Source organism: Streptomyces sp. NPDC008125 (genome assembly GCF_042957125.1).
Classification (GTDB): domain Bacteria; phylum Actinomycetota; class Actinomycetes; order Streptomycetales; family Streptomycetaceae; genus Streptomyces.
The window spans coordinates 12,408-26,751 of sequence record NZ_JBIBHR010000009.1; the positions used below are offsets into that span (position 1 = coordinate 12,408).

Annotated in this window: 11 protein-coding genes; 4 read left to right on the forward strand and 7 right to left on the reverse strand. The window is 71.3% G+C overall.

What is annotated here, in order from left to right; all coding sequences use genetic code 11:
- The first annotated feature begins 152 nt into the window (after nucleotides 1–152).
- A complete protein-coding gene (gene eccCa, locus ACFZAX_RS16850) occupies nucleotides 153–4,124 on the forward strand; it encodes a type VII secretion protein EccCa (RefSeq protein ID WP_390962321.1) in 3,972 nt (1,323 codons plus the stop codon).
- Between the two features lie 206 nt (nucleotides 4,125–4,330).
- On the opposite strand, the gene ACFZAX_RS16855 is transcribed toward eccCa, so the two are convergent.
- The 7 genes from ACFZAX_RS16855 to eccB form a co-directional block, all read right to left on the reverse strand.
- Entirely contained in the window at nucleotides 4,331–4,630 is a 300-nt protein-coding gene (locus tag ACFZAX_RS16855; RefSeq protein ID WP_390962323.1) for a WXG100 family type VII secretion target, read from the reverse strand.
- A 62-nt stretch (nucleotides 4,631–4,692) separates the two neighbouring features.
- Nucleotides 4,693–5,043, reverse strand: coding sequence for a WXG100 family type VII secretion target (locus tag ACFZAX_RS16860; RefSeq protein ID WP_390962324.1), 351 nt, complete (start codon nucleotides 5,041–5,043; stop codon nucleotides 4,693–4,695).
- A gap of 122 nt (nucleotides 5,044–5,165) precedes the next feature.
- Entirely contained in the window at nucleotides 5,166–6,437 is a 1,272-nt protein-coding gene (locus ACFZAX_RS16865; RefSeq protein ID WP_390962325.1) for a S8 family serine peptidase, read from the reverse strand.
- Nucleotides 6,438–6,489: 52 nt separating this feature from the next.
- On the reverse strand, nucleotides 6,490–8,175 hold the full coding sequence (locus tag ACFZAX_RS16870) for a hypothetical protein (protein WP_390962326.1): 1,686 nt from the start codon (nucleotides 8,173–8,175) through the stop codon (nucleotides 6,490–6,492).
- Nucleotides 8,172–8,621 (reverse strand): hypothetical protein, encoded by a 450-nt coding sequence (locus tag ACFZAX_RS16875; RefSeq protein WP_390962327.1) that lies wholly within the window; start codon nucleotides 8,619–8,621, stop codon nucleotides 8,172–8,174. The genes ACFZAX_RS16870 and ACFZAX_RS16875 overlap by 4 nt, the downstream gene beginning before the upstream one ends.
- A 232-nt stretch (nucleotides 8,622–8,853) precedes the next feature.
- A complete protein-coding gene (gene mycP / locus ACFZAX_RS16880; RefSeq protein WP_390962328.1) occupies nucleotides 8,854–10,143 on the reverse strand; it encodes a type VII secretion-associated serine protease mycosin in 1,290 nt (429 codons plus the stop codon).
- Between the two features lie 18 nt (nucleotides 10,144–10,161).
- Nucleotides 10,162–11,691 carry a type VII secretion protein EccB gene (gene eccB / locus ACFZAX_RS16885; protein WP_390962329.1) on the reverse strand — a complete coding sequence of 510 codons (1,530 nt, stop codon included), beginning with the start codon at nucleotides 11,689–11,691 and terminating at the stop codon, nucleotides 10,162–10,164.
- A 182-nt stretch (nucleotides 11,692–11,873) separates the two neighbouring features.
- Between eccB and eccE the strand changes: the two genes are divergently transcribed.
- The 3 genes from eccE to ACFZAX_RS16900 all read left to right on the forward strand — a co-directional run bounded on the left by eccE (nucleotide 11,874) and on the right by ACFZAX_RS16900 (nucleotide 14,326).
- Nucleotides 11,874–13,235, forward strand: a complete 1,362-nt coding sequence (eccE, locus tag ACFZAX_RS16890; RefSeq protein WP_390962331.1) for a type VII secretion protein EccE — start codon at nucleotides 11,874–11,876, stop codon at nucleotides 13,233–13,235.
- Between the two features lie 8 nt (nucleotides 13,236–13,243).
- Nucleotides 13,244–13,939: a hypothetical protein gene (locus ACFZAX_RS16895; protein WP_390962593.1), complete on the forward strand. Its 696-nt coding sequence runs from the start codon at nucleotides 13,244–13,246 to the stop codon at nucleotides 13,937–13,939.
- Nucleotides 13,940–14,092: 153 nt separating this feature from the next.
- Complete coding sequence (locus tag ACFZAX_RS16900) at nucleotides 14,093–14,326, forward strand: DUF397 domain-containing protein (protein WP_327178295.1); 234 nt, start codon at nucleotides 14,093–14,095, stop codon at nucleotides 14,324–14,326.
- Nucleotides 14,327–14,344 lie beyond the last annotated feature (18 nt).

Sequence of the window (14,344 nt, forward strand, 5' to 3'; positions counted from 1 at the left end):
TTTGGCGGTAGTTCGCGGGTGCGTACACGCGTCGCGCTACCCTACCGCTCTCCGTCGGGCCTCTCCGTCAGTAGGATCTCTGCCCGGGCGGAGCCCGTCGCCACGGGGGCGCCGAGAGGAACAGATCTGTCCGGCAAGGGAATTGGTGAGTTGTGAGCCACATTGTCGTCAAGCGCCCTCCGCGCGCGCTGCCCTCCGAAGTGCCGGACATGGAGGTGCAGTTGCAATCTCCTCCGGAGCTGCCGCGCGGGCAGCAGGAGGGCGCGATGATGCAGCTGCTGCCGATGCTCGGCATGGGCGGCTCGGTGGTCTTCTTCTTCATGACGCCGAACCCGATCATGCGGATCATGGGCATGGTGATGATCGCCTCGACGGTCGCGATGGCGGTCTCGATGCTGGTCCGTCACCGGCGGGGCACCCAGGGGGAGCTCGCCGACATGCGGCGCGACTACCTGAAGTACCTCACGCAGACCCGGCGCGAGGTCCTGCGGACGGCACGCCTCCAGCGTGACGCCCAGTTCTATCTGCACCCGTCGCCCGAGCAGCTCTGGGCGCTGGTCGCCGAGGGCAGCAGGGTCTGGGAGCGCCGGGTCGCCGACGGCGACTTCGGGCAGGTCCGCATCGGCCTGGGCAACCAGGAGCTGGCCACCCCGCTCGTTCCCCCGCAGACCGCGCCGGTGGACGAGCTGGAGCCGCTGACCGCCGGGGCGATGCAGCAGTTCCTCAACACCCACGCGACGCTGGACGGGCTGCCGATGGCCGTCTCGCTCCGCGCCTTCTACCACGTGACGGTGAGCGGGGATCCGGACTCCGTGCGCTCCTCGGCCCGCGCCCTGATCGGTTCGCTGGCTTCGCTGCACTCCCCCGAGGACCTGGTCGTGGCGATCGCGGCGGACCGGCAGGCCTCCCCGCACTGGGAGTGGGCGAAGTGGCTCCCGCACGTCCAGCTGCGCAACTCCACCGACGGTGCGGGCAGCCGCCGGCTGATCTCGACGAGCTCCTCGGAGCTGGAGGAGCTGCTCGGGAACCGGATCGAGGGCCGTCCCCGGTTCCAGGCCGGCGGGCAGCCGCTGATGGACCAGCCGCACATCGTGGTGGTGCTCGACGGCGAGTCGGTTCCGCCGATGTCGGTGCTGGCCTCCCCCGAGGGCGTGCAGGGCGTCACGGTCATCGAGGTCGTCCCGGGCGAGGTGACCGGTGCCCGCGGCGGGCTGTCCGTGGTGGTCCACCCGCACGCGCTCCAGCTGGAGTCGGGCCACGGGCTCGTCTACGAGGGCCTGCCGGACCTGCTGAACTACGAGGCCGCGGAGGCGCTGGCCCGCCAGCTGGCCCCGCTGAACGTGGCGGCGGGCGGGGACGACGACGAACCGCTCCTCGCCAACCTGGAGTTCACCGATCTGCTGAACCTGGGGGACGCCTCCTCGGTGGACGTGAGCAGGACCTGGCGTCCCCGCTCGCAGGCGGAGCGGCTGCGCGTCCCGATCGGTGTCGGCGAGGACGGCAGCCCGGTCATGCTCGACCTCAAGGAGGCCGCGCAGGAGGGCATGGGCCCGCACGGCTTGTGCGTGGGTGCGACGGGGTCCGGCAAGTCGGAGCTGCTGCGCACCCTGGTGCTGGGGCTCGCCGTCACCCACTCGTCGGAGACGCTGAACTTCGTGCTCGCCGACTTCAAGGGCGGTGCCACCTTCGCGGGGATGGCGCAGATGCCGCACGTCGCCGCGGTGATCACCAACCTGGCGGACGACCTGACGCTGGTGGACCGCATGGGCGACTCCATCCGCGGTGAGCTCAACCGGCGGCAGGAGATGCTCCGCGACGCCGGCAACTACGCCAACATCCACGACTACGAGAAGGCGCGCGCGGCCGGCGCCCCGCTGCTGCCGATCCCCTCGCTGGTGCTGGTGATCGACGAGTTCAGCGAACTGCTCACCGCCAAGCCCGACTTCATCGAGATGTTCGTGCAGATCGGCCGGATCGGCCGCTCGCTCGGCGTGCACCTGCTGCTGGCCTCGCAGCGCCTGGAGGAGGGCCGGCTGCGCGGGCTGGAGACGTATCTGTCGTACCGGATCGGTCTGCGGACCTTCTCGGCAGGCGAGTCCCGCGCGGCACTCGGCGTGCCGGACGCCTACCACCTGCCGAACGTGCCGGGTTCCGGCTACCTGAAGTACGGCACCGACGAGATGGTCCGCTTCAAGGCCGCGTACGTCTCCGGGGTCTACCGGACGGGCGCGGAGCGGGCGTCGCTGCCCGGCGGGAAGCTGCCGGTGGACCGCCGGCCGGTCCCGTTCACGGCGGCGCCGGTTCCGGTGCGGTACGTGGAGCCGGAGCCGCAGCCGGAGGTGCCGGAGGCCCGCAAGCCCGAGGACGACGCGCTCGCGGACACCGTGCTGGACGTGATCGTGCGCCGTCTGGAGGGGCGGGGCGCCTCGGCGCACCAGGTGTGGCTGCCGCCGCTGGACAACCCGCCGTCGCTGGACGAGCTGCTGCCCGGCCTCGCGCCGGTGCGGGGACGCGGTCTGACGCAGCCGGGGTTCGAGGGCGCGGGGCGCCTGGTCGTCCCGCTCGGTGTGGTCGACAAGCCGTTCGAGCAGCGGCGCGACACGCTGTACCGGGACTTCTCCGGTGCCGCCGGGCACATGCAGATCACCGGCGGTCCGCAGTCGGGCAAGTCGACGCTGCTGCGGACGCTCATCGCGGGCTTCGCGCTCACCCACACCCCGCACGAGGTGCAGATCTACGGACTGGACTTCGGCGGCGGCGGTATGGCGTCGGTCAGCGGCCTCCCGCACGTCGGCGGGATCGCCTCCCGCCTGGACCCCGAGCGGGTGCGCCGTACGGTCGCCGAGGTGTACGGCATCCTGACGCGGCGCGAGGAGTACTTCCGCAGCGCGGGGATCGACTCGATCGCCACCTTCCGCCGCATGCGGGAGCGGGGCCAGGTGACGGTGGAGGACCAGCCGTGGGGCGACGTCTTCCTGATCATCGACGGCTGGGGCAACTTCCGCAGCGACTACGAGGGGCTGGAACCGGCCGTCCTCGACATCGCGGGACGCGGTCTCGGGTACGGCATCCACCTCGTCGTCACCGCGTCGCGGTCCATGGAGGTGCGGGCCAACCTCAAGGACCACCTGATGAACCGGCTGGAGCTGCGGCTCGGTGACGTCATGGACTCCGAGCTGGACCGCAAGTCGGCCGTCAACGTGCCCGCCGGCGTGCCGGGCCGGGGCCTGACGCCCGAGAAACTGCACTTCATGGCGGCGGTGCCGCGCATCGACAGCATCAACTCCGACAGCGACCTCTCCGAGGCGACCGCCGCCATGAACCAGGAGGTCGCCCGCCACTGGACGGCGTCCCCCGCGCCGGCCGTACGCCTCCTGCCGCGCGAGCTGCCCGCCTCGGCGCTGCCGCCGGGTCACGCGCACCCGGACCGCGGCATCGCGTTCGGCATCGACGAGAACAACCTGGAGCCGGTCTTCGTCGACTTCGAGCACGACCCGTTCCTGATGGTGTTCGGGGAGAGCGAGTCCGGGAAGTCCAACCTGCTGCGCCTGATCATCAAGCAGCTGACGGAGCGGTACGACGGCAACAGCTGCAAGCTCTTCGTCATCGACAACCGGCGCTCCCTGCTGGACGTCACCCCGCCGTCGCACCTGGCGGAGTACGTGCCCATGTCCAACAACATGGAGCACCACATGGAGGCGCTGTACGACCTCATGCAGCGGCGCACCCCGTCGGCGACGGTCACCGCGCAGGAGCTGCGGGACCGCAGCTGGTGGCGGGGCCCGACGGTGTACGTGGTCGTCGACGACTACGACCTGGTCTCCACGTCCAGCGGCAACCCGCTGGGCCGGCTCACCGAACTCCTGCCGTTCGCACGGGACGTGGGGGTGCGCTTCGTCATCGCCCGTAACTCGGCGGGCGCGGGCCGGGCCGCGTACGAACCGTTCATCCAGCGGATGACGGAGCTGGGCGCCCAGGGGCTGCTGCTCTCCGGCGACCCGAACGAGGGCGACATCATGGGCAGCGTCCGGCCACGGCCGATGCCCGCCGGCCGGGGCGTGTTCGTCTCCCGGCGCCGGGGCAACCCGCTGGTGCAGACGGGGCTGTTGGACGGGGCGCCGTAAGCCCCTCCCGCTTCTCCGGCCCCGACGGCGAACGGCGCCCCCTCCTGCACGGGAGGGGGCGCCGTTCGCCGTTCGCCGTTCGCCGTTTCGGCGCCCGCGTGCGGGCCGACACAGGGGAAAGGACGGGTGTGGGCACCTCCCGCGCGTGCCCACACCCGTCCTTCAGGTCCTCGGTACCGCCGTCACGCCCCGGGGCGCCGCGTCCGCTACTGGAAGTTCTGCGCGGCCTTCCGGTCGCCGCCCTGGTACGCGGTCGACGCCTCGCGCACGGAGCGGGAGATCTGCTGCAGGGAGTCGTGGATCGACCGGGCGTCCTTGTCCCAGCCGGCCTGAGCGGTGTCGTACGCGCTCTTGGCCTCGCCCTCCCAGAGCTCGGCGACGGAGGCGACGCGGCGCTTGATCGCGGCGAGGTCCTCGTCGAGCTGCTTGCTCTGCCGCTCGATGGAAGCAGCGGCTGCCTCCAGGCTGGAATATGTGACAACGGTCGTACCGTCGGTGTTCGACATGTGGTCCTCCGATTCGGGGTGGTTGCGGGACGACTGCCGCTCGGTGCGGGCAGCCGCGGCGGTCAGAAGCCGCTGAGGCTCGACGTGGGGGCGTCGCCGCCTGTGTAACCCGGCACCACGTCGATGCCGCGGAGCGCGGCCGAGACCTCGTCCTCGGTGTTGCCGGAGAGGGTGCGGGCGGCCTTGATGGCCTCCTGGAAGTTCTGCAGCCGGATGCCGATCGACGCCATGCTCTCGTTGATCTCGCGCTGCTTGTTGCCGAAGGCGTTGGCGCCGGCGCCCTTCCAGGAGCCTTCCACGCTGTCGATCGTCGCCTGGAGCGTCTTCAGCTGCCCCTTGACGGAGTCGAATCGCGTCGAGAGCTCGTTCTCCAGCTGGAGGAGACTGTGGTCTGTGACCTTCTGGTCTGCCATGGACCTGACTTCCTTTCGGGTTCTCTCTACGGACCGGCAGGTTCTCGCCGGAAGTTCATGGGTGAGCCGGCCGATCACGGTCGTCGGCCGTGGCCGTCGCCGGTTCGGCCCTTCTCACGCGGTCAGACGGTGCCGCGACGCCTGCGGAGGAAGGAGAGGACGGCCCCGCCGAGTACGACCACGACCACCACCGCGCAGGCGATCAGGCCGATGCTGCTGCCGCTGTCCTCCGGCTCGCTGGAGCCTGCCACAACCGGGTCGTCCCCGGATTTGTCCTCCTGAGGCTGTGACGAACCTGAAGCAGAGGCGGAGGGTGCGGCCGAGGAGGAGCTGGAGCCGGAGGGGGCGGGCGAGGCGGTGGAGCCGGCCGCGCCCGTCTTCCCCAGGGTGAGCGGGCTGACGTCCGGGGCGCCGGGGTCGCCCTTGTGCTTGAGGAGGTTCATCGACGGGCGGATCAGCCCGTGGCCGAGGTAGGTGCTGACCTTGTCGTCGGCCCAGTCCCGGCCGGCCGTGTCGAAGAGGACCCGGAGGACCTGGTTCGCGGTCCAGTCGGGGTGCGCGGACCAGACGAGTGCGGCGGAGGCGGAGGCGATGGCCGTGGCCGCGCTGGTCCCTCCACTGTCGCAGTACGACTGGAAGGTGCTGTCGCACCAGTCGGGGACGTTGGTTCCCGGCGAGGCCAGGTCCACGTAGTCGCCGTGCTGGGACGTCTTGGCCACCTTTCCCGTCCGATCCGCCGAGGAGACGCCGACGACCTCCAGGTAGGCCGCGGGATACTGCACCGCGTTGGCCGCGGCACCGCCGTTCCCCACGGCGGCGAAGAACAACTTCCCCTTCGACAGGGCGTACTTCGCCGCCTCGCGCTCCTCGTCAAGGGCGAAATCGCTACTGACGGACATGCTGATGATCTGCGCGTCGCTGTCGGCGGCGGCGCGGATGGCGTCTTCGCTGTCGTGGGCGTTGACGTGGTGGTCGTTCTGGAACTCCGTGTCCGAGATCCGGTACGGAATGATCTCCGCGTCCGGTGCGAGCCCCTTCAGGCCGCCTCCGTCGCCCGTCCCGGCGATGAGCTCGGCCATGGTGGTGCCGTGACCCGTGTAGTCGTCGTTCTCGTCGCCGTCCGCCTCGGTGGCGTCCCATCCCTTGAGGACCTGGCCCCGCAGCGACGGCGTATCGGGATTCACCCCGGAGTCGATCACCGCGACCGTGATGCCCTTGCCCGTGGAGACCTGCCACATCTCCTCGGCCTGCATGGCGTCGAGGTACCACTGCTTCGCCTGTACGTCCTGGGCCATGGCGGACGGAGCCGGCCCGGCCATACAGGCACTCCACGCCGCGGTCGCGGCGAGCGCGGCGGTCAACCGACGGCGTGCTCGCCCAGTGCCTCGGGGCATGCGGGCAGGGCTCATTTCTGCGGTCATCCTGACTTCCGAACCTTCCACGTGCCTACTCGATCACCGGTGGTGCGGCCTCGGGCCGTCCGGCCGTCCAGGTCTCTTCGTCTTCCGTCAGGTAGTCGGGCCGCGTCGAGGTGTTGTTCTCGTCCTCGTCCTCGTGCTCCTGGCGCCCACCGGGTCGTACCAGGCCTGCCCCTCCCGAGGTGAAGCCTTTGCCGCCCGAACGGCCGCGCGGGGTGCCCACGACGCCGTTCTGCCCCGTGGTTCCCCGACCGGTCGGCCGAGCCGCCGAGCCGCCGTTGCCGATGACTCCACGCTGACCGGTGCTCCTCGCGGACGCACCGCCCGAGCCGGTCTTCTGGCCGCCGATCACCGTGCCGCGACCGCCCGTGCGCGCACCCGGGGTGCCGGTACCGGAGGCCTTCTGCTGGGGCGTCCCGCCTGTGATGCCGCCGCGTCCGGCCCGAGGGGTGGAGCTTGCGCCCGAACCGCTCTGTCCTGCCACCGGACGGCCTCCGGTCACACCGGACCGGCCGTTGGCCGGCGAGGTACTCCCCGTGCCGGTGGTGCGCCCGAAGGCCTGGGACCCACCGGTCCGCCCCTGGTTCCCGGTGGCCGTGCGCCGGGTCGCCGAGGTGGTTCCACCCGAGGGCCCGCCGGTCCGCGCGGATCCCTTCGGACCGCTGGTGCTCCCGGTGACCGCTTTCGAGCCACCGGTCACGCCGTTGGTGCCGAGGGGACCCGTCGGAGGGAACGGTGTGGTGCCGGGGCCCTGGGTTCCACCGGTGGCGGGGGACACGGGCGAGGGGCCGGGCAGCGTGGTGGGAGGCGCGGGCGGCGCGGCGACGCTGTCGATCTCGGTGCGCGTGCTGGTGTCCACGACGGGCTTGGTGGATGTGCCCAGTTCCGTGGTGTGGTGAGCCGGCGGGCTGTTCACCTCGCCGGTCACCGACCTCACCGCGCCGGTGCCTGTGGAGTGCCCGGCAGGGGTGCCGCCCGTGTGACCGGAGGAACCGGACGAGGCAGCCGGATCCTTCTGGAAGCCTGTCGGACGCGGCATGTCCACCGACAGCTGCATGTCGAACCGGGGTGGCTCCTGCGTCGCGAGCACCTCCGCGCTGACGGAGTAGTAGGAGGCCAGCCGGTTGGCCTGGTTGATGGCCTCCTGCCGGTGCTCCTCGACCCGCTTGGCCGCCGCGTACTCCGGGTTGCTGTCGAGGCGCTCCGGGGCCGGGATGTCCTTGACGTCCTTGCGGACCGCCCGGGTGTCGCGGGGCGGCAGGGAGCTCTTGACGGAGGAGAGGCCGGTACCGGCGACGGTGATCTGGGTGGCCGCCGAGTCGGCGAAGTCGCTGAGCCGGGTCGCGTGGGCCACCAGGCCCGCTCCCCAGTCGCGGAAGGCGGTGTTCGCCTCGCCCTTCCAGTCCACGGCGGCGATGTGGTCGCCGAGTTCCCTGGCCGCTTCCCTGATCGCGTCCCGCGCCTTGTAGAGCTCCTGTCCGGCGGCCTCCAGGTCCGCCGGGTTGGAGTGCTCGACCAGGTCGATCATCGCGTTGAGGTCGCGGTGCTCGAAGGAGGTCCGGCCCGCGGGGAGGCCCGAGCCGCCGAAGAAGGACCCGGCCACTTCGCGGACCCGCTCGGTGATGTCCGTACCGAAGATCTGGGCCTTGACCCGGCCCTGGTCGTACTCCTGCTGTTCGGCCGGGGTCCGCTCCGGCTGGTTCTCGTCGGTCATTCGGCTGCCCACCCGGAGTCGGACTTGTCGTCGTGGACGTCTTCGTACTTGGTCCGCTCGTGTTCCTTGTCCAGACGGCCCTTGACCACGAAGAACCTGCGCCGCACCTCGTCCTCGGTGTTGTCCATGCCGACGGCGGCGGCGTGCACACCGAGGCTGAGGTACTCGATCTGGTCGCCCAGCGTCCTGGAGAGCGAGGTGAGCGACTCGTGGACGCGGTTGTACTGCGAGTACAGCGCGTCCGCCTCGGCGAAGCCGGTGTTCCCGCCGCTGAACGAGGTGCGGGAAACCTGTTGGGCGCCGATCTTGGTGCGACCGGCCGCCGAGCTCTCCAGGTCGCCGAGGAGTACGTCCACCCTCTGCTTGAAACGCTCCAACGCGCCGACGCCATGCTCGAGGTCGGCCTTCCCGCCGGTCGAGCTTCCTCCGTCATCACTTGGACGCACGGTGACTGCCTTTCCCCCGTTGTTCTCGTTTGCACAAACGGTCCTGCGTTGCGATCGCATCGGAACGCCCCACGGCGATCGCATCCCCATACTCTATCCACAGCCCCCGGAGGCTCCAACTGTGTTGTCAGTCATGTGACTTACCGATGGACACTCCCGAGAAACAGACCGAACCGGCATGATCTTTCCAACCGCCCGCCGTGCGAACGGAGATGGCGGGAGCCCCGTCACCTCATGCCCCGGAAACCCGGCGCCGACGCGCGTCGCGCAGCGCCACGGCGACTCCGGCTATCGCGGCGACCAGCACCAGAGCACCCACCACGACATAGGTGGCGAGACGGGCGTCGCGCTCCTCGGCCGTCTCCCCCAGGGTCAGTTCGGCCGGGGTCGGGGCCTCGGCGCGGGTCATTCCCTCGCGTGCGGCCGGCTCCTTGACCGGCTTGTCGTCCTCGGTGAGCGCGCGGACCGGGTCGACGACTCCCCAGCCCACCAGGCGGTCCCGTCCGGCGACGGACCGCTCGGCGGTCTGCTCGATCTGGGCGACGACCTCCTCCTGCTCCCACTCCGGGTGCCTGGCCTTGATCAGAGCGGCGACTCCCGCGACGTAAGGGGCCGAGAAGCTGGTGCCGTTGTCGGCGCAGTGCCCTCCGGCAGGCACGGTGGAGACCATGTCCACGCCGGGGGCGGCGACGCCCACCCAGTCGCCGGTCTGGGAGAAGCCGGCGCGCTCGTTGTTGCGGTCCGAGGAGGCCACCGCGAGCACGCCCGGGTACGAGGCCGGGTAGGTCTTCTTGTCGGTCGCGTCGAGGCCGTCGTTGCCGGCCGAGGCGACGACGACGACCTCCGCGGCGAGCGCGTGGTCGACGGCCCGGCGCAGTGCGGCTTCGGGCTCGACGGCGTTGGCCGTGTCCTGGGAGATGTTGATGACGTCGGCGTGGGCGGTGTCGACGGCGTAGTCGATGGCGGCGGCGAGGGTCTTCGCGGTGCCGTGGCCCTCGGCGTCGTTCTGCTGGATCGGGATGATCGTGGCGTCGGGGGCGAGGCCCACGAAGCCGGTGCCCTCCGCCTCCCGGGCGGCGATGATGCCGGCGACCCTGGTGCCGTGGCCGACGGTGTCCGTCGTGCCGTTCTCCTTGCCGCGCGGGATGGGCTCGCCGTTCTCGTCCTTGATGCCCTTGTCCATCAGGTTGATCCCCGCCGAGGTGTCGACGGCCTTCTTCAACTGCGGGTTCCTGACGTCGACTCCGGTGTCGATCACCGCAACCCGGACGCCCTTCCCGGTGGAACGGCTCCAGAGTTCGTCGAGCAGGACACGCTGGAGCGACCAGGGGCGGCCCGCGTACGGCTTCGAGGGGAAGGTGCACTGCGTCGCGTCGTCCGCGACGGCGGGCAGGACCGGTACGGAGACCAGAGTGACCGCGGTCGCGGCGGCGACGGTCAGCAGACGCCGTTTCGGAAGCCGCGAGACGTACGGAACGTTCGAGGGCCGCGCGGGCCGCGCGGGGTTCTCCAGGGGGGTCATGACGGTCCGCCGCCCTTCTCAGGAGCCCTGCGGCTGGCGGGCAGCCGCGGTCGACAGTCGGGGGCCGGTCGGCAGGAACTCGGACCAGGCCGCAGGTACCGGCGCCGGGGTGACCTTCCCGTACCCGAGCCGGTTCTGGGACTGCTGCGCCTCGGCGAGCCGCTGGGCCTTCTCCTCGGCCGATCCGGATTCGCCGATGCCGGAGTCGCCCTGCGCGCTGTCGCCGTTGGACTGCATCGCGTACCGGAGCCCCGTGTCGGTGACCAGGAAGAGGTACCCGGCGGAGGTGTCGGAGCCCTTGAACTGGCGGAAGAGCTGGCCCGACCCCGGGGTGACGTACGCGCTGCTGGAACCGGTGGGCAGGGTGGCGGGGAAGCCGGTGCCCGCCCAGGTGGAGAGGGTGGTGGCTCCGGTGTCGCCGTCCACCGCGCGCAGCACGCTGCACACGGTGTTGCGGCTGCCGCTCGTGGTGCTCGCGGAGTTGACGGCGCGAGGTGCGTCCTTCGGCCATTTCCTGTCCTCGCCGAAGGCCTGGCCCGGTGCGATGGCGGCGGCGCTGACCGCCTTCGCGGTACCCGCCTGGCCGAGGCCGATGAGGTCGCGGCTGCTGAGGAGCAGCTTGGCGGTGAACTCGGAGACCGGCGCGACCCTGCCCTGCAGGACCACGTACTTCTGGGTGGTGGTGCCCGAGGTCGCTTCGAGGACCATGCCGACCTTGTCGAGCGCGGGGTCGAGCTCGCCGCCCACTCCCGCGCTCGCCCCGGGGGTGCCGGGAACGGACGGGAAGGTGACGGGATCGCCGGTGTGCAGGGTCGCCAGCCAGGCGGAGGAGACCCGCTGCGGGGTGCGGCGTTCGCCGACAAGGGTGCGCAGCAGCAGTTCGTCCGCCTTGTCGACGGTGTACGCGCGGCCCTGGGCGTCCACGACGTGGCGGACGCCGTCCGGGCCCTCGACGTACATCAGCTCTCCGGCGGTGAGCCGCTGGGTGCCTTCGGTCTTCTTCTCCTCACGCTCGGCGAAGACGAAGGCGGCCTTCTGGATCGCCCGGCCGCCTTCGCCGGGGCGCTCGCAGACGGCCCAGCGCTTGGCGGCGCCGGCGTCGCCGCTGTCGGGCAGGCGGTCGGGGGCGTAGGGGATGCCGAGGGTCGCTCCGTGCGGGATCTCGCCGCTGTCCAGTTCGGACTCGGCGACGTTGATGACCTTGCCCTTTTCCGGGTCGAGCAGCAGTTTCGCGGAGGACATGTTGAGGACCGGGTGGAGCTGGGTCTTACCGTTGGTCTTGAGGACCACGTAACGGGTCGTCGACTTGCTGGCGATGATGACGTTCTCGTTGGGGGTGTCCCAGCCGGTGGGCGCGACCGGCTTGAACATGCCCCAGGCGCCGAAGACCGCGAGGATCACGACGCCGGTGACGGCTCCCGGGACCACCGCCCGCAGGGGGCGTGGCGCGCCCTCCTCGGAACCGCTCGGGTGGGGTTGCACGAACTGCGCGATCAACCTCCGCTTCGCAAAGGTGTAGGCGTTGAGTTCGTCCCGCCTTGATGCCATGATCCGCTGCCCCTTCTCCCCGACGGGCGACCAGATAACCACATCCGTTTGCGGATTCAGTTGTCGCACCGGCGCCCCTACTATGCCTGTTGACGGTGCGCGGACACGCCTCAGGTAGGGTGATCGCCCGGTCAACACCCGCGGGACAAAGCTAAATAGGGACACGAGGGGGCAACACGGCGATGGGCACTGCGACGCGCGAGCGTACGGGCCGGGGGACCGCGGATGCGTCCGGCACTTCCCGACGGCAACGCCGCGGACGGCGGCCCGGGAACGAACCCGCCGCCACCACCTCCGCCGCATCCGCCGCATCCGCCGCGCCTGCCTCCGCGGTGCTGCGGCCGGCCTCGCGGACCAGCCGGGTCAGCCCGCTGCTGCGGCAGCTGGTTCTGGTCGAAGTGGCGTTGGCGGCGGCCGTGGTGGGAGCGGCACTCGGCGGGATGTGGATGGTCCCCGGGATGGTGGTCGCCGGCGTCCTCGTCGTGGTCGCGGTCATCCGGCGGCGCGGTACCGCTCTGCAGGACTGGCTGTCGACGGCGCTCGCGCTGCGCTCCCGGCAGCGGATGCCGGTACGCCACGCGCCGGACGCGGAGGCGTCCTTGGGGCCGATCGTGGAGAGCGTGCCGGGTTTCGCCCCCTTCGTCTACATCGACCGGGAGCGCCGCACGGTCGGGATGCTCGGCGACGGCACCTTCCTCACCGCCGTGGTGCGGGTCGAGGCGAGCGGCGAGGCGCTCCGCCCGGCGTTCGGCGCCCGGGCGCTTCCGCTGACGCTGCTCGGCGAGGCCCTGGAGGTGGACGACATCGTGCTGGAGTCGGCGCAGCTGGTGCAGCAGGTCCGCTGCGCCCCGGCGCCGCACCTTCCGGCCCGGTCGGTGGCCCGTCTCTCGTACGCCCCCCTGCAGGAGCAGACCGGCGCTCCGGCGCTGCGGATGACGTGGGTGGCGGTGAAGCTCGACCCGGAACTCTGCCGCGAGGCGGTGGAGGCGCGCGGGGGCGGGGTCGCCGGTGCCCAGCGTTGCCTGGTGCGGATGGCGGACCACGTGGCGAGCCGGATCAGCGGGGCCGGGTTCAAGGCGACGGTCCTCGACCAGGAGGAGCTGAACACGGCCGTCGCGACGTCGGCCTGCGCCAACCCGATCCAGTCGGCGCGCGCCGTGCGCCAGGAGGCGGCGACGCAGCGCCGGACGAAGGAGACCGCGCGGGTGTGGCGGTGCGACGACCGGTGGCACACGACGTACGCCGTCGATCGCTGGCCCGAACTGGGCCGCGGCGCGACGCCGCTGCCCAAGCTGGTGGCGCTGCTGACCTCGGTACCGGCGTACGCCACGACGTTCAGCCTCACCGTGCGGCGCGGCGCGCACCAGGGGGCGGTGTCGGTGGCCGGGCACGTCCGGATCACCGGGGGCTCCGACACGGAACTGGTGAGCGTGCGCAGGACGTTGGTACAGGCGGCCCGGGTCGCCAAGGTCGGTCTCGTACGCCTGGACCGCGAGCAGCTACCCGGTGTACTCGCCACTCTTCCGCTGGGAGGCGCGCAGTGAGCCGGATCATGTCGCGGCACGGGCTGCGGGGTCCGCGTCACGCGGGCCACTCCATCGCGGCGGACCATCTGGGCGCGCTGGCGCTGCCCGTCGGCGACGACGGCGTGGTGATCGGCAACGACGCGGAGAACCGCCCGCAGATCATCGGGTTCCACCGCCCGGCCCCGTACGACGTCCTGCTCATCGGCGGTCTGTGGACGGCTCAGGTACTGGCGCTGCGCGCAGCGGGCACGGGCGCGCGGGTGGCGGTGGAGACGGGGCGTACCCAGGCGTGGACCGCACTGGCGCAGGCCGCCGGTGCGGGACTCGAGTGCGTCTCCCTGCACGAGGTGGGCCGGGTGCCCCCGACCGGTGCGACCGTGGGCAGTCCGGTGGTCGTCGTACGGGACTGCGGCATGCGGCCGCCCCGCGGTCGGGTCGTCTCGTCGCCGTGGCAGTCCGTGCTGACGCTGCTCCCCTATCTGAGCCCGGTGGCCCCGCGGTTGATGCGGTCCTCGTCGCTGGTGGGCGTCCAGCGGGTCTCCCCCGCCGAGGCCGATCAGATCGGCCGCATCCTCAGCCTCTCGCCGGTCGAGACCGAGGCCCTTCCCACCCTGGCGGACGGCGTGACTCTCTGGGTGTCGGGCCGTGAGCACCACTGGGTGATGACGAGCGCGACGGACGCGGAGACCGGACTGCTGGGCACGGCCCGCCGGATGGACTAAAGGGTTGTCCCGCAACACGCTTTAGCACCCCGCCCGGGAAAGCGGGCCCGGTTCGGCGAAAGGCCCTGGATCCGGCCGGTTCCCGCCTCCGGGCGAAGGTATTCCGTGGACCATGGACCCCTACGTCACCGTTCGATCGAAAGGGGCGCCGCAATGGGCACCCAGCAGGAGAAGGACGAGCTCTACGCGCTCGACATCACGGACGCCGTGTGGCTGAGCGCCCCCGGCACCGAGAACGACGAGGAGCGGGTCGAGATCGCGCACCTGCCGGAGGGCGCGGTCGCGATGCGTTCCTCACTGGACCCGGAGACGGTGCTGCGCTACACGGAGGCGGAGTGGCGGGCGTTCGTACTCGGCGCCCGTGACGGGGAGTTCGACCTGAAGTAGTGACCGTGCCGTGTAGGG